Source organism: Sphingomonas panacis (genome assembly GCF_001717955.1).
GTDB lineage: Bacteria > Pseudomonadota > Alphaproteobacteria > Sphingomonadales > Sphingomonadaceae > Sphingomonas > Sphingomonas panacis.
The window spans coordinates 4,508,158-4,531,976 of sequence record NZ_CP014168.1; the positions used below are offsets into that span (position 1 = coordinate 4,508,158).

Consider the following 23,819-nt stretch of genomic DNA (forward strand, 5'->3'; position numbering starts at 1 on the left):
GAGTCATTCGCATATCACGCTAAGATAGAGCACCATGCCGACCAACGCGATCGCCCTGACGCGCCTGCTGCTCACCGAACGCCCGTCGCTGCTGCGGCTGGCGCAGCGGATTGTGGGCCTGCCTGCAGCTGAGGATGTGACCCAATCTCTGTGGTTGCGGGTTCAGCGAGTCGAGGATGACCCGCCGATCCTCAACAAGCGTGCCTACCTCTATCGGCTCGCCGGGAACCTTGCGACGGATTACGCGCGAGGGACGCGGCGGCACGATCAGCTGTTCGAGGCGGCTGACCCGCCGACCGATGCTCCCTCAAACGAACCCTCGGCAGAGAGCCGCGTGATCGACCGCGAGCGCCTTGCGCGGCTGGAGGCGGTGCTCGAGGAGTTGCCTCTGCGCTGCCGGCAGGTGTTCGTCCTGCGCCGCATCGATGGCCTGCCCGCCCATGAAGTCGCGGCGCGTCTCGGCATAACAGTCAATGCCGTGGCCAAGCATGTCCGCATCGCTGTGCGCCATTGCCATGCCCGGATGACGGACGAACCGGACGCGTGACCTGGAATTTTCCCGACCAGCGGTCCCGATCACGCCCTCTCAATCGTCTTATAGCTAGAAAGCCCAGAGCAGCGGCCATGCGCCGCGCGCCAGGGGGAGACCGCATTCGTGCCGACTGACGATCCGATACCCAAGGAGATCGCCGATGAGGCGGCGCGCTGGTTTGCCGAACACGACAGCGGTCTGTTGTCGGATGATTCGGGGCTGGCAGCATGGCTGGCGGCAGATCCGCTCCATGCCCGCGCCTTCGCGGAAATGGAGGCGGTTTGGTCCGATCTCGGCGAGGTAAACCCCGCCTCGGATGTCCGTGCCTCGCTTCCCCCTCTACCGCGGCGATCACCCGGCAATGACAATGATCACTCCGTCCGTCACGCCTGGATGCCTGCCGCGCTGACCGCATGCGTTGCGGTCATGGCGATCGGTCTCGCCCAGGACTGGCCGATGCGCCTGCGCGCGGACGCGGTGACGGCGACCGGCGAACAACGCACCCTCACCATGCCGGACGGATCGCGGGTGATCCTCAACACGCATAGCGCGGTCGCATTCGACTACCGGCCGAACGTCCGCATCGTGCGGTTGCTTCGCGGCGAGGCAGCCTTCACCGTCGCGCCGGATCGCTCGCGCCCGTTCACGGTCGAGGCCAGTGGCGGCAGCAGCACGGCGCTCGGCACGCGGTTCGTGGTCCGCGAGGATGGCGAGGACACCCGCGTTGCCGTCACCGAGCATACGGTTCGCGTCGCGTACCCGCGAAGCGGAGCGGAGGCGGTCACGCTGCCGGAAGGAAAGAGCTTCGTCTACGGCCCTGATAGGCCGTGGGGCGTGCCCACGCCCTTCTCAGCCGGCGAACCCGATGCATGGGTGCAAGGCGAGCTCGTGTTCGAGAACCGCCCACTTTGGGAAGTCGTGGCCGAACTGAACCGCTATTATCCCGGCTACATCCAGGTGATCGGCACGGAGGTGCGTGACCGTCGCGTCAGCGGGGTATTCAGCATCTCCAATCCAGCCAGCGCCGTTGCCAAATTACAGCGCTCGCTCGGCCTGCGCTCGATCCATATCACCGACAGGCTCATCCTCATTTTTGTCTGACCGCAAAATTTTTTGCGCTGCAAGGGTCCCGCTTCGGACACCCCATTCGTCATAAGTATGAGAACCGCTCGCATTAGCAATAGAGAGCGTTTCGATCTGGTTTTGACGATCGGGGGAATTACCTGTGAAATTGAACTGCCTGCGCCAACCGGTTCGGCCGACGCGCGGTATCGCCCTTGCGCTGTTTGCCACCACGGCGCTGTCGATGACTGGTCTTTGCGCCATACCCGCCTACGCCCAGGGCGCCGCCAGCTATGACATTCCAGCGGGCCCGCTGACGCGCGTTCTCAACCAGTTTGCGCGTCAGGCCCATGTAGAACTGATCTACGATGCGCCGCTGACCCAGAACGCGTCGAGCCCTGGCCTCAAGGGCAGCTTCGGAGCGGCCGAGGGGCTCTCGCGCATTCTCGCCGGCACTGGCCTCACCTACCGTCAAACCGGGCCGAACATGTTCACCCTGGAACGCGCGCCCACAGCCGATGCGGGGACCGTCGAGCTCGGTCCGCTGCGAGTCAACGGGGACGAGGGCTCACCCTTCGCGCCTACGACCGTCATTCCGACACCGAAGACCGACCGGGCGGCGACGGACCGGTCCCACAGCTATGCCGCGCGCGCCGCGACTGTCGCGGGGAAGACGGCGCAGGATCTGCGGGAGATCCCGCAGTCTGTTTCGGTCGTTACAAGGCAGCGGATGGACGATCAGAATATGGTGTCGGTGGAAGATGCGCTCCGCCAGGCGACCGGGGTTACTGCCATCACCTATGGCGACGGCACCGCCTATTTCCAGATCCGCGGCTATCCGGCTGAGGTGCAGTTCGATGGCCTGCCTGCCAACAGCGGGCTCCAATATCTCGGCCAGTACGATCTGGCAGTTTACGATCGCGTGGAAGTGCTGCGCGGTCCATCGGGCCTGCTTCAGGGCTCCGGCGAGCCGGCAGGCACGGTCAACCTTGTGCGCAAGCGCCCGCACGACGAGTTCGGCTGGGCAGGCAGTGTCATGAGTGGGCGCTGGAACACTTTCCATGGTGATCTGGACGTGACCGGCCCGCTGGATGCCGCCGGCACGATCCGTGGCCGCCTCGTTGCAAGCGGCCAGGATCGGGACTTCTTCACCGATGAGACGCATGAACGGCACGGGCTGGTCTATGGCATCGTCGACGTCGATCTCGATCCTTCGACGGTGTGGACCGTGTCGGGCACGCTGCAGGACCAGAAGCTTGCGCCCTTCGATTACGGTCCCGGCGCGCGGGCCGACGGCACGGCCCTCAACCCGCCGCGTTCCTCCTTCTTCGGCGTCAATTGGGCGCACAGCTACACGCGAAGCCGGGAGGCCTATAGCTCGCTCGAACATCAGTTCGGCAATGGCTGGAGCGCCAAGGCCAGCGCAAACTATCGCTGGCAACATGGCACAGGCGCTTACGGCTACATCAACGGGCTGGTGAACCTGAACGACAGCGCGGCTTATGCCTTGCAGAGCCAGGACATCACCGACGAATGGTTCGGCGCCGACGTCAATGTCAGCGGCCCGGTGCATCTGCTGGGGCGTACCCATCAGTTGCTGATCGGCGCCAATTATGCGTGGCGCAGCGACCTGAGCCGGTCCGGCTTCGTGGGCACGAGCGTCAGCGACGTTTTCGCGATCGACATCCCCGAACAGCCGATCCCCGATACATACGCATCGGCCACGCGAACCACCCAGTATGGCTTCTATGCGCAGGGACGCTTCAGCCTTGCCGATCCAGTGACGCTGGTGCTGGGCGGTCGCCTGACCAGCTATCACAGCAAGGCCTGGGCGGGCCTCGCCCAGACGGGCAACTTCACCGATGCGCCCGGCGTGAACGCCAAGTTCACGCCCTCTGCTGGCCTGGTCTGGAATGTGACGTCGCAGGTCACATTCTACGGAAGCTATGCCAGCATCTTCGTGCCGCAGAGCAATCTCGTCTATGGCGGCGGAACGCTGAAACCCCGCACCGGTGAACAGTTCGAAATCGGCGCTAAGGCCGCCTTACTGGACGGCGCACTCAATCTGTCCGGCGCGCTCTTCACCATGACTGACCGCAATCGCGCCTATCTCGATCCCGATCATCCCGGCACGCCGGCCTATTACATCGCCGCTGGCAAAGTACGCAGCCGCGGCGTCGAATTGGAGGCCAGCGGCGAGGTGCTGCCGGGATGGAGCCTCTTTGCCGGCTACACCTATCTCGACACCAAGACGTTGAAGGCGGACAGCGGGCAAGGCAGCATCTTCGATACCGAGGAGCCGAAGCATAGCTTCAAATTCTGGAGCACCTATCGCTTCGGTGCGCCCGATCGGCCTGGCTTCCAGTTGGGCGGCGGACTGCGCGCACAAAGCAAGACCTCGCGGGGTGGCCCGGTGCAGGATGCCTATGCCGTGGTCGATGCCCAGATCGGCTATCGCCTCAACCGGCAATGGTCGCTGACGGCTAGCGTCACAAACCTCTTCGACAAGACCTATTACGCACGCCTGCCTTCCCGTTTCTATAGCGTCTATGGCGAACCGCGCGGCTTTACAGTCACGCTGCGCAAGGGTTTCTGATCATGCGCGGCGGGCCCCTGCGGCGCTGGCGATGGCTTCATGAATGGAGCAGCCTTGCCTGCACCCTCTTTCTGCTAATCCTGTGCGCAACAGGCCTGCCGCTCATCTTCGCGGACGAGATTGAGGGCACACCGGATCATGCCCCAGCACCAGTGACGGCTTCGCTGGACCAGATCGTCGTGCAGCATGGCACCGACCCGTCCTTTGTGCGGGTAGCTTCGGATGAGGGTCGCGTCTATCTGGGCGAACGGCGGGGCGGGCGTCCCCTGCTGTTCGATGGGCGCACCGGCGAACCGACCAACGCGGGCGCCGCCAAGCCGCCCGGCGTCGTCGACATTCTGCTTGCCTTGCACGGTGAGTTGTTGGCGGGCCTGCTGGGTCGCCTGTTCATCGCGATCGTGGGCCTTACGGCCCTTATCTCGATTATCTCAGGCGTCGTGGTCTATGCTCCCTTCGCCAGCGACCGACCCTTTGGCGACATCCGCAAAAGTCGGGGGCGCCCCCTCGCATGGCTCGACCGCCATAATGTCGCAGGGATAGCCATCGCCGCATGGCTCACCGTCGTGGCGGTCACGGGCTTCATGAACGCCATCGAGAAGCCGCTGTTCACGCTCTGGCGTGCGCAGATCGGCGGGTTCCTGCCGAAGATCGCGGCAGGCGGAAAAGCGATTGGGCCTGACCAGGCGCTGTCGAGTGCCCGAGCCGCCGCGCCCGACATGCTCTTTGAGACGGTGATCTTCCCCGGCCCCGCTCCCGGTATAGCCGGCTATTATCTCGTCTGGGGTGAAGGCACGAGGCCCCTCACCTCGCGATTGACTGCCCCGGTGGCGGTGAATGCTGCGAATGGCGCGGCCGTAGGAAACGGAGCCCTGCCGATGCCCTGGTACCTGCGCGCGCTGGACGTTTCCCGTCCGCTGCACTTCGGCGACTATGGAGGGCTGCCGCTGAAGATGATCTGGGCCTTGCTCGATCTGGTGGCGATCCTTGTCCTGGGCAGTGGACTTTATCTTTGGGCGGCGCGTCGTCGTCGGCGTCGTTCGCCCGATCGCGTGGGTCTATCCGACCAAACCCATATGTCGGAGGCGGCGGAGTGAGCCGGCGCGCGCAATCATCCTTGCTAGCGGTATGGGGCTGGCCCCTCAGCCTCGCCATGCTGACGCTTCTTGGCCTGATCTCGGCGTTAATCGGCGGGGCCGGTATCTGGCGGTGGCTGTCCTGGATATCGCTCGCTCTTCCGCTGCCGGTCATTGCCCTACGCTTCCGCAACTCGCGCAAGAGGAGACCCGATCATGCTCGCTCTCGCCCGTCCTGAGCCTTCGAAGAGCGATATGGCGTCCGACATGACATCCGACCTGGAACCGCACGGCCCACCGATCGCGCTGCCGACCTCGATCGTACGATACGGCTATGCCCCGCCGCGCGGACAGCGGGTGGTCGCCTTTTTCGGCACTGCCCTTGTCTATGCAATAGCGGCAGTCGCGCTGTTCATATCGTTCCAGGACAGGCCCACCTCCCCCAAACCCCCATCGGCCCCGCTGGTGGTAACCTTGCTTCCACTTGCCTCGCCCCCTGAGGCGCCGCCCAAGCCGAAAGACGCACCCAAGCCGGTCGAGAAGCACGAGCGTAAGCCCCTACGGTCGCAGCCCGAACCGGTGATGCATCCCATCGTTCCGCTGCCGACGATTGCGGTGCCACCGCCCTCGCCGGCGGTGGAACGCGCTGATCCCACTCCTCCGCAACCTGAGACCGCCGCGCCCAAGACAGCGCCGGCACCGCAAGGGTCCCGGGCATCGAGCAACACCGCCGATACGTGGGAAGGTCGCGTACTCTCCCGGCTTGAGAAATTCCGAAAATACCCCGGCAGCGCGCGGAGCGCTCGCCAGCAGGGGGTCGTCTATATTCGCTTCCGCATCAGCCGCGAAGGGCATGTACTCAGTTCGTCCTTGGTGCGCAGCTCGGGATTCCCGGCGCTTGACCAGGCCGCACTCGAGACGCTCCGGCGGGCCGATCCATTGCCCAGGATTCCGGCGGATCGTCCAGAGCAGATCGAGCTTTCCGTTCCCGTCGAGTTCACGATCCATTGAGCCTGTCGGATGATCTCTTACCCTGCTGCGTTTGCTACAGTTGTCCCGGATCGGCATAGCATCGCAATGGCGCGCCCGAAGATGTAAGCGGCCCAGTGGCGAGGCCACTTTGCGATTGGCGAGTGATCTTGGAACGTCCTCCGGTCTTGAGGCGATATCTGGCTGAATCGCACCTTCCGCTTGAGCCCCAAGATCTAGAAGCCATTTGAACCATTGAGGTAACGGCCGACAATTTCTGCGGCGGCGATTAATTCGTCCGCCCGGCTATAATGGCCTGCGGTACGATATTCCTCGGCGGCCACCACTCGGGCATTTCTCTCGCTTTCCAGCAACTGACGCAGATCTTCAGGCCCGAGATCTCGCCGTGGCACCTCAACTGACGGATCACCGAATGCCCGGAGGACATAGGTCTCGTGCAGCTTGCCTACCGGAACAGCCTGCGCGTCATCGACCGCGGCGATCAGACTGCGCAACACCATAACTTCCGCCGTCCGTCGGTCGCGCATGGCTGTTTTCAGGTCGCCCCTCAAACATGCCACGAGTTCATGCTGATCGCTCATAACTCAGTTCTAGCCAACATAAATTGTTCAGGCCAGCGATTCGACTTCACCTGTCGAGCGGCGATGCCAATACTCTTCCACTCCCCTGGTCCGCAGCGGGGCAAGCATCATCAGCCCGTCCTCCATCGATCACCACAATCTCACCATGGCGATGTCTGTTGGGGCCCATCCATCAACCGACCGAATGGCATTCTAGAGTTGCTTGCAGTAGAGTTTGTTTCGGGCGTAGCACGTGGCCATGACCATTTTCCCTACCCTACGAGTTGCCCGACCGACCGATGACCTGGAAGCCTTGCTTCCCTTCTATCGGAATGGCCTCGGCTTTGATGTCCTTGACAGATTCCAGGATCATGATGGCTTCGACGGAGTTATGCTTGGGCGGCCGGGCGCGCCATACCATCTGGAATTTACACGAGCGCACGGCCATGTCGCCGGGCGTGCGCCGACGCAGGACCATCTTCCGATCTTCTACCTGCCCGCCATCGAGGAATGGCAAGCTGCGGTGGACCGAATGGAGGCTGCCGGCTTCTCAGCAGTTTCGGCGTTTAATCCCTACTGGGACCAACATGGCAGAACGTTCGAGGACCCCGATGGATATCGGGTTGTAATCCAGAACGCGGCCTGGCGAATTTGACGCTCCTCAGCTTTCGGAGGCAGTTCCGTTATCGCTGTAAGCCAGCGATCGAAAGCGAACAGGCGCCGGCTGCGACCGCGACTTCAGAGTTCAATGCCAGCTTTCGACGCGTATACGGCCAACGCCAACCTCGATAAGTGCTTCGCCCGCAGGCCGGCGGGAGCGCAGTGCTAGAGGCAGCACCACCAGCACCAGCGCCAGTCGAGTTCACCATCCATTGCCCTCGCTTTGCTCAGCCAACGAATACAGCTATCGGCCGTAGCTCGACCGCCGCGCAGCGGGAGCGTCGGGCCCGACGGGTTCCTGATCTTCAAAAGCTGCTAGGCGCCACTCAAGGAACTGTGCCCTGAATATCATCAACGCCAATGGCATCGATCTCGCCTGGGACGATTTCGGCGACGCCGACGCGGAAACTGTTCTCCTGATCTCCGGGCTTGGCACGCAGATGATCCGTTGGACCGACAGGTTCTGTGAGGGACTTGCGGCGCAGGGCTTTCGCGTGATCCGTTTCGATAATCGCGATGCGGGCTGCTCGACCCATTTCAGCACGTCGCCTGCGCCGGATTTCGGCGCGCTCGCTGCCGCGCTGATGGCGGGGCGGCGACCAGACGTGCCCTACACGCTCTACGACATGGCTGCCGATGGGATCGGCCTTCTCGACGCCCTCGGCGCCGAGAAGGTACATGTCGTCGGGCGCTCAATGGGGGGCATGATCGCCCAGATCCTCGCGAGCGAACATGCCGGCCGGGTTCTGTCCCTGACGTCGATCATGTCTAGCACCGGTAATCCCGCCCTGCCCCAGGCCGCGCCCGACGTTATGGCAATGATGATGCGCCCGGCGCCTGATCCGGCCATCGATCCCGAGGGCTTTCTGGAAGTGCGTCTTGCGTTCGCACGCAAGATTGCAGGGACAGGCTTTCCCTTCGATGCAAAAGGGCAGCGCGCCCTTCTCCTGGAAGAAGTGAAGCGCTCCTACGACCCGAGCGGCGCGGCGCGGCAGATCGCGGCTATGGCAGTGGCTGGCGACCGGCGGGCGCGGCTTGCGAGCATCACGGTACCGACACTCGTTATCCATGGGACCGATGATCCGCTGATCCTCCCCACGTGCGGGCGCGACACGGCCAGCTCGATCCCCGATGCGCTTTACCTGCAGATCGACGGCATGGGGCATGATCTGCCGCCCGAACTCGATGGACGGGTCATCGCTGAGATCTGCAACCTCGTGAACGGGCAATCCGGCCCCGTTGGGTCCTGACAGCTTCGGCCATCCGATGAGACGCTGGTCTCAGCGAAGATGGTTTTCAGAATGCGCACCCGGGAGAAATGCGAATGGCTTTCCCACAAACAGCGCCGACTCCGGCCGACACGCCCAAGCCACACCGCCTGACACTGCGTCCGCGCGCTCTGGGCGACGCGGACGCCTTGTTTCCGACGATGGGCAATCCCACATGATGCGGTGGTGGTCTCGCGCTCCCTTTGACCATCTCGATGATCTTCGCACCTATTTCGCCGACGACGATCAGTCGAACTGGCGAGCATGGGCGATCATCAGGACGGGTGAGGAGCATGCCATTGGCTTTGTGGCGGCAGGCCAAAAACGCGAGGGTGTGTCGGAGATCGGCTATCTCCTTGCCCAAGACGCGCAGGGTCAGGGTTATGCGCGCGAAGCTGTCACGATGGTCATCGATCAGCTTTTTGCCGAAGGCCAGCGGCGCCTTTTCGCAGATACCGATCCGGACAATCAGCCGTCGATCGCGCTGCTGACAGCCCTCGGCTTCACGCTGGAAGGACGGTTACGGGCAGAGTGGCAGACCCATATCGGTATTCGGGACTCGCTGATCTTTGGTCTTCTCGCTGACGAATGGCGCGCGCGCGCGAGCCATTAGCCACGCTTACGCAGTTGGCCCTTCTCCATACCTTCGCGGTCAGACAACCCTCGCGACGATACGAGCGACCTCAGACAAAATGGCCTCCTGATCCGCCACGGAGCCATGCCCCCCGCCCAGATAAGCTGCAACGACGATCGGCGGACGATCGGGCGGGAAGATCACGCCGACATCGTTGGTCGATACGCCTTCCCATGTCCCCGGCTTGTTCGCGATCCGCCACCCCACCGGCAAGCCACGCCTTAGGCGTTGCGCAGCCGCATCCTTGGACGCCATCATCCATTCTATCAGGCGCGCCCGCGATGCTGGCGACAGGGCCGAGCCGAGCAGGATGTGTCGCAGCGTCGCAGCCATGGCCCGCGGTGACGTCGTATCATGCGTTTCTCCCGGCTTGACGATGTTGAGGGCCAGTTCAGTCCTGTCAATGCGGCTCGTGTGATCCCCGATCGAGCGCAGATAGGCGGTCAGCGCGGAAGGCCCGCCGAAGCCGGCCAGCAGGAGGTTCGCGGCGGTGCTGTCGCTGACGGTGGCCGCAGCTCCGCAAAGCTCCGCAACGGTCATGCCGTCGGCAAGATGTGGCCTGGTCGCCTTGAAGGGCGTCACCAGATCCTTCTGGGTGAAATAAATCCTTCGATCCAGATTCTCCTCACCGCGATCAACGCGAGCGAGCGTGAAGGCAATCGCCAGAGCCTTAAACGTGCTGCACAGCGCAAAGCGCTCATCAAGCCGGCGCCCCATCATCTCCCCGGTCGCGGTATCCAGAATGGCAACGCCCAAACGCCCGCCGCTGCGGGTTTCAAGCGCCTTGAGCCGGGCTTCGATAGTGCTCTGGCGATCACCTGCCCGCGCTGATGCCGCAAACAGCCAAGGCACTGCCCCAAGGGAAGCGAGCAATGTCACGCGTCTCGTGATGACCATGGCCCGTCTCTTCCTTCACGATTATTCTCGATCTCCGCCGCGAGCGAATGCTCCGCGGTAACTGGCAAGCTTGCATTTGAGGCGCCAACCCAGGATCAGTCACCATGCCGCAAATGAATGAGCGGATAAGGCCTGCCTTGCCCGTCAAGTGACGAACGGCCGGTCCGCCTGAACCCCATCTTCTCGTAGAAGCCGACTGCCTGGCCGTTTTGCTCGTTGACGTCGGTCGTCATCTCCGGGTGAAGGGCCAGGCCATGGCGCACCAGCGCCGCGCCAAGACCCGTTCCTCGATAGCGGGGATCGACGAAGAGCGCTTCCATATGGCCATTGTCGATAAGCAGGAAGGCCAGCGGATAATCTTTGACGTCCACGGCCAACCAAAGCGGCGCCTGAGGCAGAAAGCCGCACACCATCTCGTCAAGTGCGAGACGATCCTCGGGCAAGAGGAAGTCATGCGTCGCGTCAACCGCGCCACGCCAGATTTCGATGACACGATCGCCGTCGTCGGGACGGGAATCTCTGATTGTAATCACTTCCGGTTCTTTCCCGTTCTAATTTTTGATCGGCTGCCAAAGCAGCCAGATATCGGAAACTTCAACAATGTGCCTCTGGCAGTGCTTGCTGGCGACCGTCTATAGCGAAAGCAATTTCCTGGCCAAATGAGAGCTCAAGCGTATTGCCATCCGGGTCAGCGATATAGGTCCAAAGGCCCACGGGCGGTCCATCATCGCGGGGAGCAGAGCGCAGGGCGCCGTGGCGCTCAGCCTCGGCAGCGCGGGCATAGACATCCTCCGGCGTCGCACAGGCAACGCCTATATGGCCAAACGGACCAAGTGCCGTATCAACCAAGGCAGTTGAGGCGACGAGGACCAGCGCGAACGGACGCGTTCCATCTGCTAGCCACGCGACCTCATCGATGTCGCCACCAGCCCTACGGCGATGGACGACCTCAAGATCGGCGAACTTCTGGTAGAAAGCGATGCTTTTCTCAAGATCGCGCACCACCAGCGCGACATGGGACAATCCAGTATCCATTTGCGGTGACTGAGACATCGTTGGGTCTCCTTTCCCTCCGCTTTTCGTCCATTGACGAAACGAATGGAAATCGAAGAAAAGTATGTCCACTATGCATAGATTGAATAATCTCCAGCCGTCTGACCTGAGCCTGTTGCCGATCCTGGAGGCGCTGATCGCGGAACGCCATATCTCGCGCGCGGCCATCCGGCTCAATCGTTCGCAACCGGCGGTCAGCCATGCGCTTGCAAGGCTACGAGATCTGTTCAACGATCCGCTTCTGGTACGCGGCGAAGGGGGGCTCCAGCCAACGGCCCGCGCGCTTCAACTCGTCGAACCGCTGGGTGAGGCGCTCGCACTCATACGCTCGCTGGTCGATCAACCGACATTCGACGCGGAGCGGTGCGATCGCCATTTTCGTCTATCAATGTCGGATTATGGGGCGACCATTCTGCTGCCGACGCTTGTCTCGCAGGTTCGACAAATGGCGCCGCAGATGAATCTCTCCATCGTTTCCTACGGCAGAGAGCGCGCGATCGCGGCGCTCATGGACGGTGAGATCGACCTTGCGGTCGGCGTGTATCCGGTCCTCAAGCAACCCGGCGGCAGGGATCTTCGAAGCGCCCTGCTTTTTGAAGACTCATTCGCCTGCCTGTTCGACGCCGAGCAAGAAGGCACCCCAATCTCACTCGAACATTATCTGACGCGACCCCATGTGCGGGTTGCCGTAGCGCTGCATGACGACAGTGAGGTCGACGATGCCCTTGCCCGCCTCGGTCACAAGCGCCGCATAGCCGTTCAAGTCCCGCATTGGTCAGCAGCTCCCGACCTTGTCAGAGGCACCGATCTGATCCTGACGGCTGCCAGGCGCAGTCTTGACCACATCGTGCCGGGGAACCTGCGGTGCAGCCCACTGCCCTTCCAATTGGGCAGCTTCCCATTTGTTCAAACCTGGCATCGTCGGCGCGAAAGGGACGCAGCGCATGGCTGGCTTCGGGATGCGGTTGCCAACGCGGCCACCTCGCGGCTCGGAACTTGAACGTGATCGGCGCGGCGACTGCGGTGATCAGAAGAGACCTTTGACCGCGTTCTCGATCTCGATCGACAGACGAGCCACTTCTCGCTCGATCAGTGCCAGAACCGTTCTAGTACGCGAGGCCATCGGCAGTCCGGGCGCATAAAGGGCGTGAAGATCGAGCCCTGGAACTTCGAAGGCCGGCAACAGGCGCTTCAGTCGACCGCTTGCAAGATCCTTCGCGCATACAGCCAATTGGAGGACGCCAATGGCGCCCCCGCCGAGCAGGACGGCGTGAAGCGGCCGCCAATGGCTGACGTTGAGGACGACATCGATGGGCGCCGCCAGAGCGCAACCGTCGATCGTGCGCAAGGGCAATCGACCGCCTGCAAAGAGGCCCGACACACGGGCGAAGGCGTGGCCGACGAGATCCCCAGGTGTCTCCGGTTTTCCATGGTGCGCAAGATAAGCAGGTGCCGCCACCAGCACACGCGGCACATGCCCAACGCGTCGCGCGGCGAAACCGCCCTCACCCGGTTCCCCCAGGCGCAGTGACAGGTCTACGCCTTCGGTGACCGGATCCACGACCCGGTCGTTGAGAACCAGATCGACACGAAGCCCAGCGTGTGCTTCGCGCAAGTGTAACAGCACGCCCGGCAGCAGTACCTCCCCCAGCCCCTGCGGCGCAGCGATCCGCAGCGTGCCCCGCAGGGGAGCATCTCCCCGAACCGCGGACAGCGCGTCGTCGGCCGCCTCGATTGCCAGCTTGGCGCGCTCGTAAAAAGCCCCACCCATGTCGGTGGTGGAAAGCGCCCGCGTGCTCCGGCGGAGCAACTGTACACCCAATTCGGCCTCGAGCCGTTCGAGCCGTTCGCTGACCGCCGGCTGCCCGATTCCGAGATCCTTGGCCGCCGCCGACATGCTGCCGCGCTCAACGACTCGAACGAACATGCGCATGGCGGCGAGGTAATCCATGCCCCTCTATATATCGGATAGTCCGATGAATGAAAGCAGTTCGACCGGCCTACCCATCGCTCGCAGCCAAGGGGAGAAGCGTGGAGCCGCCGTGCCCTGCGGCCCTACCCTTTCCCGAAGGAAGAACAAATGAGTGGTATCAGGCTCTACATGCTCCAATCCGGCAGCCAGCGCTGCAAGGTGCACGACATCAAGATGAACCAAGGCGATGCCGACTATGAAATTCCGGTTCCCTGGTTCCTGCTCATGCACCCGCGTGGCCATGTCATCATTGATGGCGGCCTGGCCGCCGAAGGCCTATCGGACCCTCGCGGCTGGTGGGGTGATGCGATCGACGCCTACCAGCCGATCATGGAGAGCAGCCAGGGCTGCGCCGCGCAACTTGCGGGCCTCGGCGTGGCACCTGAACAGGTCCGCTTCGTGGTCCTGTCGCATCTGCATTGCGACCACAGCGGCGCGATCGGGCGCTTCCCGAACGCGACCCACATCGTCCAGCGGCGTGAGTACGAATATGCCTTCGCGCCCGACTGGTTCGCCGCCGGCGCCTACGCGCGGAAGGACTTCGACCGACCTGGCCTTGACTGGCACTTCCTCGATGGTGAGGCAACGGATGGCTACGATCTCTATGGAGATGGCACGCTGCGTATGATCTTCACGCCCGGCCATACGGTCGGCCATCAGTCCTTTCTTGTCCGCTTGCCCCAAACAGGCGCTATCCTTCTCACGGCGGACGCGGTCTATACGCAGGATCATTGGGAAGAGCGGGCACTTCCAGGGTTCATGACCTCGGCGATCGACGCCGTGCGCTCGGTCCGGAAGCTGCGCGCGCTAGCCAAGAGAGAGCGGACCATGGTGGTAACAGGTCATGACCCAGAAATATGGCCCGGTTTCAGGCAGGCCCCCGACTTTTACTCTTAACGTTGATCGGTCGGTGAGATGGCGTGGCCGCCCAATTCGTCGGCCACGCGTTTCCCTCCGGAGACCCATGCCTTCGATCACGGCGTGCCGCGCCCGCGGGTCTAGGATCGCTCCGCTTGCTTTCGCCATCGCGCGGGCGTCATTCCGATCGCTTTGCCGAACGCATTGGTGAAATGGGCCTGATCGGAGAAGCCGCAATCAAGGGCGATCTGGGCCAACGGCAATTCACTGTTCGCGAGCAGGGATTGCGCTCTGGCGACGCGTCTTCCTAGGAACCATGCATAGGGGGCCACCCCGACCGTATTCGCGAACGCTCGGACGAAATAGGCCGGGGACAGCCGGCACATGCAGGCGAGCTCGGCGATTTGCAGCGGTTCGGAAAGATTCCCGAGCATGAAGCTCTTCGCGCAGCCGACCTGCCAAGGCGCAAGCAAGGGTCGATGTTCGGAGCGAGATCTGGGCGGATGCTTTCCGCTCCCAATCCCGTCCGGCGTCACCGGGAAGGATGGATACCTAACCGTGGCTACGGCCGCGGTCATACGCACTTTGTCGCCATGGCGCCCCCCCGTACTTGGGAGGCAGGGTTCCGCGCCGTGGGAGTTAGGCGCACTGCCTCATCGACCACCGCCCGGAAGCAGACGACAGGATGCACATGCCTGCGCTTTGCCTTGGAAGGAGGTCCGTCAATTCCCGAGGCCGAGACACATCGGATAGGCCAAGGGCGCCCTCCTTCGAGAAAAATATGCCTTCGTCCATCAAGGATTGGGCCGATAACTAAGGCCAACGCAACCCGGTCCGAGATCAGCTATGATCTCGAACGCGTGTTACGCGAAGCCGGCGGCATCGAAGGCGGACGGGGCTGGCACAGGTTACGATGATGGCTGACCTGTTCGATGCCCCGGTCGTTCCGGGGCTGGCCACGCGGCCAACGATCGTATCGGCCGAGGAAGAGGCTTCCCTCATTGCCAAGATCGATGCCGAGGGCCTCAGCCCTTTCCGGTTTCAGCAATGGACCGGCAAGCGCCTGACCCGGTCGTTCGGCTGGAGCTATGATTTCGAGAGCGGGCGGTTCACGCCCACCGATCCCCTGCCGGACTGGCTTGAGCCAGTGAAGGCGCGGGCCGCCGCCTTCGCCAGCCTCGGGCCCGATCAGCTCGTCCAGGCCTTGTTGATACGCTACGATCCCGGTGCAGGCATCGGCTGGCATAAGGACCGGCCGGTGTTCGAGCATGTCATCGGCATCTCACTCGGCCACGGCGCCACGCTGCGGTTGCGCCAGCGGACCGCCGACGGGTTCGCGCGCGCTGAAGCCGAGCTTGCGCCTCGGTCGATTTATCATCTTGCCGGGGAGGTTCGCCATCAATGGGAGCACAGCATTGCACCGATGGAGGTGCCGCGCTGGTCGATCACCTTCCGCAGCCTGCGCGATGGAGACGCACCATAATCCTTTTTCCACAGCGACTTGGCGAATTGAATCTGGTGACGGCGGCCCTACATCACGCCTATCGTTCGACAACGGAAAGGAGGTGGTCGAATGTCTCATTGTCCAACGCCGACTGCGGCGACTGAGGTGAGCATGGCCTCCACCGCGGGGGTCCGGCTCGTCTGAGTTGGCCGCGAAGGCAAGACAATGGAAGGGCAGTCCCGTAAGGGGCGGCCTTTCGTTTTTAGGTTGGTCGCCATGCCACGCTCCTCTTATTCAGATCCGGATGATCGAATCCGCCACCCATTCAGCAGCCCGCACCATCCTGGCATCGCCTCGGGCGATCTATCGCGCCTTCCTCGATCCTGAGACCGTTGGTTCCTGGCGGCCGCCGAAGGGAATGAGCGCCAAGATCTTTCACTTCGATCCGCGAACGGGTGGCGGCTATCGGATGGCGTTCATCTACGACGATGCCGAGACCGGAAAAGGCAAGTCGACTGCTGACGCTGATATCTTCGAAGGGCGGTTCGTCGAGCTGGTTCCAGAAGAGAAGATCGTCGAGGCAGTGACCTTCGAGAGCGCGGATTCGGCGTTCGGCGGCACGATGACGATTACCACCCGGCTCACGCCCGTGCGCGACGGCACGAAGGTCACGTTTGTCGCCCAGAATGTACCGGCCGGAATCAGCGAGGCAGACCATAAAGCCGGCATGGAGTCGACGCTGAAGAACCTCGCCAACCTGCTTGAGTGAAACCACGGTGACGCGGAGTTCTTTCGACATGGTGGTGCTTCTCGATCTAGAAGCCTCCTCGCTCGCTGAGCGCATCTGGGGGTCGAGTGCCGCGCGGCGATGAAGGTGAGACAGCAGCGTCAATCAAGATGAGACTCCGTTTGAGCCTGTCGGCGTAGGGCGTAGCCCGCAGCCGACAGGCTCAAACGGAAGCCCTTTCGAAGGGCTTTGGTGGTCGTGGCCGACCTACATCCGGGTTTTTCCGTGAGGGAAGAGCCGGGTGAGCGGTGGACACGTCAACGATCATCAGATGAGGCTCTTCATGAAACATCGTCAAAGCGACCCGCTGCCCGTGGCAGCGGCCAAGGCCGGTATCAGCCGGGCGACAGCCTATCGGCTGCTCAAGGACGGGAGGCTGCCGTCGCAGAAGGCAGAGCCACGTGGCAGGCGCCGACCGGACCCGTTGGCAGAGATCTTCGACGCAGAAATCGTCCCACTTCTCCAGGCGGCGCCGGGGCTACGGGCAGTCGCCATCTTCGAGGAGATGCTGCGCCGGCATCCGGATCTCTCGCCCGGTGTCCGGCGGACTATGGAGCGGCGCATCCGGATATGGCGGGCGCGGCATGGTGCGGTGCAGGAGGTCATCTTCCGCCAGACCCATGAACCTGGCCGCATGGGTTTGTCGGACTTCACCGACATGGGCGACCTCGATGTACCGGTCACTGTCGCCGGCCAACCGCTCAAGCATCTGCTCTATCACTTTCGATTGGCCTGGTCGGGCTTCGAGCACGCCCATGTCATCCTCGGCGGCGAGAGCTATGTTGCCCTGGCCGAAGGCCTCCAGAACGCGCTGTGGGCGCTGGGCGGCGCGCCGCGGCTGCACCGTAGCGACAGCCTGTCTGCGGCATTCCGCAATCTCGACACCGACGCGCGGACGGATCTCACCCGGCGATATGACGCACTGTGCGAACATTATGCGATGGAGCCGACCCGCAATAATCGCGGCGTCGCCCACGAGAACGGCGCCATCGAAAGCGCGCACGGCCATCTCAAGCATGCCGTGAACGATGCGCTGCTCATGCGGGGGTCTGGCGACTTCGCGGATCTCGCGGCCTACCGGGCCTTCATCGACGAGATCGTCGCGCGCAAGAACCGCCGCAACGCGACCAGGATCGACGCCGAGCGAGCCGTGCTGCAGCCATTGCCGCCGGTGCGGACAGGTGACTATGAAGAGACCATCGTCACGGTCACCTCGACCAGCAGCTTCACGCTGAAGAAGGTGTTCTACACGGTCCCGTCCCGCCTCATCGGCCACAGGGTGAAGGTCCGCCTGTACGACGACCGGCTCGATCTCTTCCTCGGCGTGACACGCCTCATGACGCTTCGCCGCGGACGGGCTCCCGGCGACGGCAAGCATGGACACGTCGTCGACTATCGCCACGTCATTCACAGCCTGCGGCGCAAGCCCATGGCGCTGATGAACCTCGTCTATCGCGACCAGATCTTTCCGCGCGAAGCGTATCGCCGGACATTCGACAGCCTCATCGAGCAGTTGCCGGAGCGCACCGCCTGCAAGATCATCGTCGAGTTGCTCTCGCTTGCCCATGAGCGGGGCTGCGAAGCAGAGTTGGCCGCCGCCCTGACAGAAGATCTCGAAGCAAGGCGCCTGCCGGATCTCGCGGAGCTTCGAGCGCGGTTCTCACCAGATCCAGCCAGCCTGCCGGTCGTCTCGGTCCAGTTACCCTCGCTCGCCATCTACGACACCCTGCTGACGGGAGCGGCCGCATGAACCCCTCCGTCGATACCCAGCGCCTTGCCTTCATCCTCAACGAACTGCGCCTGCCTGCTATCAAGCAGGCCTGGCTCCAGTTCGCTGACCGCGCCGACAAGGAGGCATGGCCCGCCACTCGCTTCCTCGCAGCGCTTGCCGAGCATGAGATCGCCGAACGAGACCGGCGGCGCATCGAGCGGCATCTGACAGAAGCGCGCCTGCCACCGGGCAAAACCCTCGACACCTTCGACTTCACCGCCGTGCCGATGATCTCCAAAGCGCACATCATGGCGCTCTGCGCTGGCGACAGCTGGCTCGAGAAGGGCGCCAATCTCATCATGATCGGTGGACCCGGCGGCGGGAAGAGCCACCTTGCCGCTGCGATCGGCATGGCACTCATCGAAGCAGGCTGGCGCGTCCTGTTCACCCGCACCTCCGATCTCGTCCAGAAACTCCAGGTCGCGCGCCGCGAGCTGGCCCTCGAAAGCGCGATCGCCAAGCTCGACAAATATCACCTGCTGGTGCTCGACGACCTCGCCTACGTTACCAAGGACCAAGCCGAAACGTCCGTCCTCTTCGAGCTGATCAGCGCACGCTACGAACGCCGATCAACCCTCATCACCGCCAACCAGCCCTTCGGCGACTGGTCCAGAGTCTTCCCGGACCCCGCCATGACACTCGCGGCGGTAGATCGCCTCGTCCACCACGCCACCATCTTCGAGATGAACGTCGAGAGCTACCGACGTCGTGCCGCTCTCCAGCGACAATCAACCTGAGACACCCCTGTCGCGGAGCGGCGATCAACTCCAATCTCGGCTTGCATTGCCTGTCGCGCCGCGACAATCTCGATCCCGTCACGGCCTCAGAGTCTCATCCTGATCGCCGCTAATGTCTCACCCAGATCGCCGCGCGATAGTCGAGGTTGGTTGAGCGTTCATGGATTGGATCCGGCGCTATACCGCCCGTGCCCTACGCGTACGAGCAGGCCTTCGTCGCACATCGGGGAGAGGTAGCAGCGAGGTACGCCAATGCTGGCAAGATCCTTCGTCCGAACCACCCCTCGTCGCCGGGCAAGTGCGACCGCGCGTTCTCTCAACGAAGGTTGAGGACCGCCCTCCGATCTGACCCGTTCAGCCCTATCGCGTTCGCGCTTCCGAATGCCACCTGTAGGCTGTCGGGGAGCCGGAAGCGGCGAATCGGAGGCAAAAACGGTGGCTTCGTCGGACTGTGTAAATAAGGATCTGCTTGCTGAAGCACGGAAGCGTGATAGGGTTTTCCTCGCCTCGTCGGATGCGAAAAGCAAAATTGTTTTAGACGTATCCTGAGATGGGAGCCATTTCGAAACATCCGAGCCAGCTAGCCCCGCTGGCGGCTCGGAAGTTCGGTTTCGGAGCGATATTTTTTCAAACATCTCAAATGGTTCTCGGGAAGGTGCTGGAGAGCTGTCCGTTCGCCCGTCCGCTGTTCGGAGCCAACAGAATCAAAGCGACGTTTTACCGTTTTGCGACTGTAGGTTAATGTCGGGTGCCTTCCTCGCGGCGATCGCTGCGAACTCGCAGCCTCCGTTCGGTAAGTGCGCGCGGTTGCCAGACCGTCCGGATCGGGCCGCGTAGAAAGACCGCCTGAGGAGGCGGGGTCGACGTGATCTGAACGCAACCCTCGGCAGGGCCTTGGTTCCGATCGGCGCACGACCGGGTCGCCAGATAGGTAGCGCCGACCCGAAGGCGGGACTAAAGCGCGTCGAAGCGCCAAAGGCTAAGACAGGAAACCAATGGACCCGAGTGGCCTTGAGGCCGTGTTTCTGCAAAACCGGGAGAAGCTGCTCGGGTTCCTGCGCGCGCACGGCGCAGGCGATTCGGCTGAGGATCTGCTGCACGAACTCTGGCTTCGAGTGCGCAATGCGCAGAACGGTCCCGTCGCTGAGCCGATATCCTACCTGTACCGCGCGGCCAACAATCTCATGCTCGATCGGTACCGCTCGCAACGTCAGAGCCTGCTGCGCGAGCGGGAATGGAGCGACTCGAATGGCGCGACCGTGCCTGGTCGCTCGGACGAGCCCGCAGGGGAACGTGTGCTCATCGCTCGCGCTCGTCTGAACCGCGTGCAGGCCGCGCTTGCTGCGCTCGGGCCGCGGATCGAACGCACATTTCGGCGGCACCGGCTCGATGGCGTGCCGCAGCGCGACATCGCCGCCGAGATCGGCGTCAGCCTCAGCACCGTCGAGAGCGATCTGCGCAAGGCCACCCGCGCGCTGATGGATGTGAAAAGGACGCTGGATGAGGAATGAGGCGTCAAGGTTCGTGCCGTTCGACTCCGTCTTAGGTGGAAGATCATGATTGACCACACCTCCCCGGACGCCGATCGGACCACCCAGGAAGCCGTCGCATGGCTGGTGCGGACCGGTGACCCGGACTTCACCGACTGGGCGACTTTCGAGACCTGGCTCTCGGCCGCGCCGGGAAATGCCGATGCGTACCATGCCGCCGCCGCCGCCGAGGCAGAGATGGTAGCGGTCCTCGCCAGCACCTCACGGCCGATCGCGGTGGAGCAGATACGGCGCCCGTTTAGGCGCAGGGCCGCGCCCTGGGCCGGCGCGGCGCTGGCGGCCTCGCTGATCGCGGTCGTCACCTATCGCGCGGAGCGGCCCGTGCCCGCACCGCTGGTCTACGAGACCGCGCCGGGAGCCCAGCGCAGCATCACGCTGACCGACGGAAGCCGCGTTGTCCTCAATGGCGGAACCCGCCTGATCGTCGACAGCACCACACAGCGCAGCCTGACGCTCGCGCGCGGCGAAGCGCTGTTCACGGTCCGCCATGATGCCGCGACGCCATTCCGTGTCCGCGTCGGAGATGCCGACGTGATCGACGTCGGCACGCGCTTCGACATGGTGCGCGACGGCGACACAACGCGCGTGGCGGTATCCGAAGGGGCAATCGACTGGCAACGTGGCGGCGATGCGGTGCGGGTCGTTGCCGGGCGCGCCCTGCACGCACGCGACGGCTCGCCGGACGTCGCCTTGAGCGCTGCCGTGCCAGGCGCGATCGGCGGCTGGTCGCGGGGCCAAATCGAGTATGACGGCGCGTCTCTCGCGGAGGTCGCCGGCGACCTGTCGCGCGCACTCGGGGTTGCCGTCACGGTCGATGACGCGGTCGCGCACCAGACGATGCGCGGCGTGGTTCAGCTCAATGGCGGGGCGGATGCGGTCCTTCCTCGCGTCGCCGCGCTGGCTGGCGTGCGGGCAAGGCGCGCGGGCAATCATTGGAGGTTGCTCGCTTCACCGTGACCGCAGCGCGCACCGTGATCCTGATCGCAGCCCTCTGCGCCGGCGCGCCCGCCTTGGCCGCCGGAGCGCCGACGTACGACCTGCCCGCAGGCAGGCTCGCCGATGTGATACCGCTGCTCGGCCGAAGAGCGCAGATCAGCATATCGGTCGCAGATGCCACGCTGTGGCAGCGGCGCGTCCCAAAGGTCACCGTCGGGCCCACGCTCGCGGCGACGTTTCGCCGAATGTTGGCGGGAACGGGTACGCAGGCGGTCGAAGTGGCGTCAGGCGTCTGGCGCATCAAGACCGCCCCGCCTCGCGCCGGTAACGGGGAGCAGGTCGCGCATTCGCAGCCTGTCCCGGACGCGCCGCCAGCCGACATCGTCGTCACCGCCAGCAAGCGCGACCTCGCGCTGCGCGACTATGCCGGGTCCGTCTCGGTGGTGAGCGGCGCCGATCTCACCTTTGGCGGCGCAGGAGGCACTGACGCGCTGCTGTCGAGGCTCGCCACCGTGTCCTCCACCTACCTCGGCGCGGGCCGCAACAAACTGTTCATCCGCGGCATCGCCGATTCGAGCTTCACCGGACCGACCCAGGCGACCGTCGGCCAGTACATTGGCGACGCGCGGCTCACCTACAATGCTCCCGACCCAGATCTCCGGCTTTACGACGTGCAGTCGGTCGAGGTTCTGGAGGGGCCGCAAGGCACGCTCTACGGCGCGGGGTCGCTGGGCGGCATCATCCGCACCGTGCCCAACGCACCGCTGCTCAACGTCACGGGCGGCTCCATGTTGAGCGGGGTGTCGGCGACGCAGCACGGCCAGCCGAGCGGCGATCTGGCGGCGGCGATCAATCTGCCCGTCGCGGGCGAACACGCCGCGCTCCGGCTGGTCGGCTACGGCGTCAGCGACGGTGGCTACATCGACAATCCGCTGCGCCACCGCGACGACATCAACCGCACCAGCATCGCTGGCGGGCGCGCCACGCTCCGCGTGGTGGCGGGCGACGGATGGGTTGTCGACCTTGGCGGCATAGTCCAGCAGACGTGGGGTGACGACAGCCAGTACGCCGATGCCGGTGGCCCACGGCTCGAGCGCGCCAGTGCCATACCCGAAGGGTTCGACGCGTTCTACGCGCTCGGCGACCTGGTGGTGGCGAAGGATCTCGGCTCGCTTCGCTTCCGATCGACCACCGCCCTCGTCGCGCAGCGGCTGGACGAACGCTACGACGCGACACCGCCCGGTGGCGTGCCGCAGGTGTTCGAGCAGCGTAACCACACCGATCTCGTCTCCCACGAGACGCGGTTGTGGCAGCCACTCGGCGATCACGTCGGTTGGGTTCTGGGTGCGAGCGTCATCCACAACGCGACCCGGCTGAGCCGCACATTAGGGGCGCCAGACTCGCCGGTGCCGGTCACCGGAGTCGAGAACCGTGTGACCGAACTCACGTTCTATGGTGAGGCCAGCTACCGGCTGGCGCCGTGGCTCACACTTACCGGAGGCGGTCGGCTGTCCCATACCGCCTTGTCGGGCGCCGCCACCGATCCGCTACCGGCTCCATCACTCTTCGCGACGCTGGCACGCAGCGCGATCGTCGCCGACCGTGACACGACCCGGCTCCTCCCGTCGGCGGCCCTGCTGGCGACACCAGTGGACCGGTTGAGCCTCTACCTTCGATATCAGGAGGGGTTCCGACCGGGTGGCCTGGCGAGCGACTCCGGCTTCGTGCGCCGATTCAAAGGGGATCGCGTCTCGACGGTGGAAGGAGGGCTGCGCTACGGCACGCCCGGCCTCGACCCGCTCGACCTGGCGCTCACCGTCTCGCACACCCGGTGGAACGACATACAGGCGGACTTCCTCGACGCATCCGGCCTCCCCTCCACGGACAACATCGGCAACGGACGGATCTGGTCAGCCGCGCTGAGCGGCGGCTGGAGGCCACTGCCCGAATGGCGTGTCGATGCCTCCTTCGCCTTCAACGATGGCCGGGTGACCGAGCCGAGCGCACGATACGCGGCCTTCCTGAGGTTCGCGGCGGCGAGCGTCGGCGGCATCGACCGCATCCCCAACGTCGCGCGGGTGACGGGGCGGCTCGGGGTCGACTGGCAGCACCCCCTGCGCGGTGACCTTTCGCTTCATGTCGCCGGTTGGGGGCGCTACATCGGCCGCTCCCGCATCGGCGTGGGGCCGGTGCTCGGCGCCGAACAGGGCGAATATGCCGACAGCGCGCTCACCGCACGCATCGGAACACCGGCGATGGGACTGACCCTCGGCGCCACCAACCTCGCGGACGCGATCGGCAATCGCTTTGCCCTCGGCACACCGTTCATCACTGGCCGATCGCAGATAACGCCCCTTCGCCCGCGCACCATCCGCCTCGGCTTCGATTTTTCGTTCTAAGGACCAAGGCTCCGCCCGATTGCCTCCGTCATCGGACCAG

Annotated in this window: 23 protein-coding genes and 2 pseudogenes; 18 read left to right on the forward strand and 7 right to left on the reverse strand. The window is 63.9% G+C overall.

All coding sequences use genetic code 11. The annotated features are described in order from the left end of the window. Positions 1 to 34: 34 nt before the first annotated feature. The 6 genes and pseudogenes from J0A91_RS20885 to J0A91_RS20905 all read left to right on the forward strand — a co-directional run bounded on the left by J0A91_RS20885 (position 35) and on the right by J0A91_RS20905 (position 6,274). The gene (locus J0A91_RS20885) at positions 35 to 547 is read left to right on the forward strand and encodes an RNA polymerase sigma factor (protein ID WP_069206515.1); all 513 of its coding nucleotides are present in this window, start codon (positions 35 to 37) and stop codon (positions 545 to 547) included. A gap of 108 nt (positions 548 to 655) precedes the next feature. Further along, positions 656 to 757 (forward strand): annotated as a pseudogene (locus tag J0A91_RS25290) (hypothetical protein); the annotation flags it as partial. Positions 758 to 958: 201 nt separating this feature from the next. After that, positions 959 to 1,633, forward strand: coding sequence for a FecR family protein (locus J0A91_RS20890; RefSeq protein WP_240502110.1), 675 nt, complete (start codon positions 959 to 961; stop codon positions 1,631 to 1,633). Between the two features lie 124 nt (positions 1,634 to 1,757). Further along, a complete protein-coding gene (locus J0A91_RS20895) occupies positions 1,758 to 4,190 on the forward strand; it encodes a TonB-dependent siderophore receptor (RefSeq protein ID WP_083224834.1) in 2,433 nt (810 codons plus the stop codon). 2 nt (positions 4,191 to 4,192) lie between these two features. Then, positions 4,193 to 5,284 (forward strand): PepSY-associated TM helix domain-containing protein, encoded by a 1,092-nt coding sequence (locus J0A91_RS20900; RefSeq protein WP_069206517.1) that lies wholly within the window; start codon positions 4,193 to 4,195, stop codon positions 5,282 to 5,284. A gap of 246 nt (positions 5,285 to 5,530) precedes the next feature. Next, positions 5,531 to 6,274 carry an energy transducer TonB family protein gene (locus tag J0A91_RS20905; RefSeq protein WP_169833200.1) on the forward strand — a complete coding sequence of 248 codons (744 nt, stop codon included), beginning with the start codon at positions 5,531 to 5,533 and terminating at the stop codon, positions 6,272 to 6,274. Positions 6,275 to 6,468: 194 nt separating this feature from the next. On the opposite strand, the gene J0A91_RS20910 is transcribed toward J0A91_RS20905, so the two are convergent. Continuing rightward, positions 6,469 to 6,834 carry a GatB/YqeY domain-containing protein gene (locus J0A91_RS20910; protein WP_150127015.1) on the reverse strand — a complete coding sequence of 122 codons (366 nt, stop codon included), beginning with the start codon at positions 6,832 to 6,834 and terminating at the stop codon, positions 6,469 to 6,471. 238 nt (positions 6,835 to 7,072) lie between these two features. On the opposite strand from J0A91_RS20910, the gene J0A91_RS20915 reads away from it, so the two are divergent. From J0A91_RS20915 to J0A91_RS20925, 3 genes are all read left to right on the forward strand, one after another. After that, entirely contained in the window at positions 7,073 to 7,468 is a 396-nt protein-coding gene (locus tag J0A91_RS20915; RefSeq protein ID WP_083224836.1) for a VOC family protein, read from the forward strand. Between the two features lie 445 nt (positions 7,469 to 7,913). Then, a complete protein-coding gene (locus tag J0A91_RS20920) occupies positions 7,914 to 8,723 on the forward strand; it encodes an alpha/beta fold hydrolase (protein ID WP_240502111.1) in 810 nt (269 codons plus the stop codon). 193 nt (positions 8,724 to 8,916) lie between these two features. Beyond that, a complete protein-coding gene (locus tag J0A91_RS20925) occupies positions 8,917 to 9,354 on the forward strand; it encodes a GNAT family N-acetyltransferase (protein WP_338056909.1) in 438 nt (145 codons plus the stop codon). Between the two features lie 39 nt (positions 9,355 to 9,393). Here J0A91_RS20925 and bla read toward each other — a convergent pair whose 3' ends face one another. The 3 genes from bla to J0A91_RS20940 form a co-directional block, all read right to left on the reverse strand. Next, positions 9,394 to 10,272 carry a class A beta-lactamase gene (gene bla, locus J0A91_RS20930; protein ID WP_069206521.1) on the reverse strand — a complete coding sequence of 293 codons (879 nt, stop codon included), beginning with the start codon at positions 10,270 to 10,272 and terminating at the stop codon, positions 9,394 to 9,396. Between the two features lie 95 nt (positions 10,273 to 10,367). Continuing rightward, the gene (locus J0A91_RS20935; RefSeq protein ID WP_069206522.1) at positions 10,368 to 10,805 is read right to left on the reverse strand and encodes an acetyltransferase; all 438 of its coding nucleotides are present in this window, start codon (positions 10,803 to 10,805) and stop codon (positions 10,368 to 10,370) included. A 61-nt stretch (positions 10,806 to 10,866) separates the two neighbouring features. Beyond that, a complete protein-coding gene (locus J0A91_RS20940) occupies positions 10,867 to 11,325 on the reverse strand; it encodes a VOC family protein (protein ID WP_083224837.1) in 459 nt (152 codons plus the stop codon). Positions 11,326 to 11,389: 64 nt separating this feature from the next. Here J0A91_RS20940 and J0A91_RS20945 point away from each other — a divergent pair, with 64 nt between their 5' ends. Next, positions 11,390 to 12,325 (forward strand): LysR family transcriptional regulator, encoded by a 936-nt coding sequence (locus J0A91_RS20945; protein WP_206364949.1) that lies wholly within the window; start codon positions 11,390 to 11,392, stop codon positions 12,323 to 12,325. Between the two features lie 27 nt (positions 12,326 to 12,352). Here the strand turns inward: J0A91_RS20945 and J0A91_RS20950 are convergent, their stop codons facing one another. After that, positions 12,353 to 13,276 (reverse strand): LysR family transcriptional regulator, encoded by a 924-nt coding sequence (locus tag J0A91_RS20950; RefSeq protein WP_069206524.1) that lies wholly within the window; start codon positions 13,274 to 13,276, stop codon positions 12,353 to 12,355. 129 nt (positions 13,277 to 13,405) lie between these two features. On the opposite strand from J0A91_RS20950, the gene attM reads away from it, so the two are divergent. After that, positions 13,406 to 14,194, forward strand: coding sequence for an AttM family quorum-quenching N-acyl homoserine lactonase (attM, locus tag J0A91_RS20955; protein ID WP_206364950.1), 789 nt, complete (start codon positions 13,406 to 13,408; stop codon positions 14,192 to 14,194). Positions 14,195 to 14,295: 101 nt separating this feature from the next. Here attM and J0A91_RS20960 read toward each other — a convergent pair whose 3' ends face one another. Continuing rightward, complete coding sequence (locus tag J0A91_RS20960) at positions 14,296 to 14,589, reverse strand: helix-turn-helix domain-containing protein (protein ID WP_206364951.1); 294 nt, start codon at positions 14,587 to 14,589, stop codon at positions 14,296 to 14,298. A 479-nt stretch (positions 14,590 to 15,068) separates the two neighbouring features. On the opposite strand from J0A91_RS20960, the gene J0A91_RS20965 reads away from it, so the two are divergent. The 4 genes and pseudogenes from J0A91_RS20965 to istB all read left to right on the forward strand — a co-directional run. Then, on the forward strand, positions 15,069 to 15,638 hold the full coding sequence (locus tag J0A91_RS20965; RefSeq protein ID WP_069206526.1) for an alpha-ketoglutarate-dependent dioxygenase AlkB: 570 nt from the start codon (positions 15,069 to 15,071) through the stop codon (positions 15,636 to 15,638). A 265-nt stretch (positions 15,639 to 15,903) separates the two neighbouring features. Continuing rightward, the gene (locus J0A91_RS20970; protein WP_069206527.1) at positions 15,904 to 16,368 is read left to right on the forward strand and encodes an SRPBCC domain-containing protein; all 465 of its coding nucleotides are present in this window, start codon (positions 15,904 to 15,906) and stop codon (positions 16,366 to 16,368) included. 259 nt (positions 16,369 to 16,627) lie between these two features. Further along, positions 16,628 to 18,136: an IS21 family transposase gene (gene istA, locus J0A91_RS20975; RefSeq protein ID WP_069206300.1), complete on the forward strand. Its 1,509-nt coding sequence runs from the start codon at positions 16,628 to 16,630 to the stop codon at positions 18,134 to 18,136. Beyond that, a pseudogene (istB, locus tag J0A91_RS20980) lies at positions 18,133 to 18,888 on the forward strand (IS21-like element helper ATPase IstB); the annotation flags it as partial. The gene istA and the pseudogene istB, both read left to right, overlap by 4 nt. 164 nt (positions 18,889 to 19,052) lie before the next feature. Here the strand turns inward: istB and J0A91_RS25085 are convergent. After that, positions 19,053 to 19,529 (reverse strand): type IV toxin-antitoxin system AbiEi family antitoxin domain-containing protein, encoded by a 477-nt coding sequence (locus tag J0A91_RS25085; protein ID WP_083224838.1) that lies wholly within the window; start codon positions 19,527 to 19,529, stop codon positions 19,053 to 19,055. A 360-nt stretch (positions 19,530 to 19,889) separates the two neighbouring features. Here J0A91_RS25085 and J0A91_RS20990 point away from each other — a divergent pair, with 360 nt between their 5' ends. The 3 genes from J0A91_RS20990 to J0A91_RS21000 are packed head-to-tail and all read left to right on the forward strand — an operon-like array spanning position 19,890 to position 23,779. After that, on the forward strand, positions 19,890 to 20,405 hold the full coding sequence (locus J0A91_RS20990; protein ID WP_069206528.1) for a sigma-70 family RNA polymerase sigma factor: 516 nt from the start codon (positions 19,890 to 19,892) through the stop codon (positions 20,403 to 20,405). 45 nt (positions 20,406 to 20,450) lie between these two features. Continuing rightward, the gene (locus tag J0A91_RS20995) at positions 20,451 to 21,401 is read left to right on the forward strand and encodes a FecR family protein (RefSeq protein ID WP_069206529.1); all 951 of its coding nucleotides are present in this window, start codon (positions 20,451 to 20,453) and stop codon (positions 21,399 to 21,401) included. Beyond that, a complete protein-coding gene (locus J0A91_RS21000) occupies positions 21,377 to 23,779 on the forward strand; it encodes a TonB-dependent receptor (RefSeq protein WP_240502112.1) in 2,403 nt (800 codons plus the stop codon). The genes J0A91_RS20995 and J0A91_RS21000 overlap by 25 nt, the downstream gene beginning before the upstream one ends. Positions 23,780 to 23,819: the final 40 nt, after the last annotated feature.